The organism is Vibrio sp. MM46 (assembly GCF_027587135.1).
Taxonomy (GTDB): Bacteria; Pseudomonadota; Gammaproteobacteria; order Enterobacterales; family Vibrionaceae; genus Vibrio; species Vibrio harveyi.
Map to the genome: position 1 here is coordinate 1 of NZ_JAPPTO010000088.1, position 788 is coordinate 788.

1 protein-coding gene is annotated in these 788 nt (G+C 42.8%); it reads left to right on the forward strand.

Going from position 1 to position 788, the window contains the following annotated elements:
- Nucleotides 1-196: 196 nt before the first annotated feature.
- A partial coding sequence (locus OH459_RS28030) for a hypothetical protein (protein ID WP_269989890.1) occupies nucleotides 197-788 on the forward strand: 592 nt, incomplete at its 3' end.

The window sequence follows — 788 nt, forward strand, 5'->3', positions numbered from 1 at the left end:
TCAAATTACACTAGAAATTGTTCTGATCATCACTTACTCAATATTCTTAGCTATCGTTCTGAACCAACGAAAAGAAAACAACATTCACGCCTCACGCTTTCACCAGTGGCTATCAAAAAAGAAAAATGTGAAAGCGCTGACTAGAACCAGCATTGCAACGCTAAGAAGCGCCCTCTGTCACTCTAGTACGTGCTCAATGATCACGGCATCAGTCATAGCAATACCGCTATTCTCATTACCTACTCAGATGTGGATGTTATTTATAACATTGGCATTTTCTTGTGCCTGGACCTATGCGCTGATAGTAAGTGTTATTAATATTTATAACGGCTCACACCCAGAAAAACACCCTCAATCAAACGCTCTCCAATCCCCGAAGTTTGAGGTCAGCAGATACTTAAATGCGGTTGTCGTAAACGACCCATCCTACCTGTTTCACCTTTTCAAAAAAGCGGGGGATGGATACACACACAACAACATGGTTTTTCCCGATAAGGCAGAAACGGCTCTAAAACTGACGTCCTACTATTGCGCTTTGCGTCATGTACCCCTTCACCTCGTGAACATGAAACATCCGCGCCATTTCAATACACAACAAAAAGAGAGCATCTTATCTAAAGCCAAGGCGCATGAGCGCTATGAAATAATCTTCGACCATACCCAAAAGATTGACGATATCCTCAATAGCCACATGCCTTACAGTGACGCAGCATTTGACATCCTTGACTATATCACCCGACACCCTATGTACGAGGCAAGGCAGAATATCCTCATTATCCAACACTACT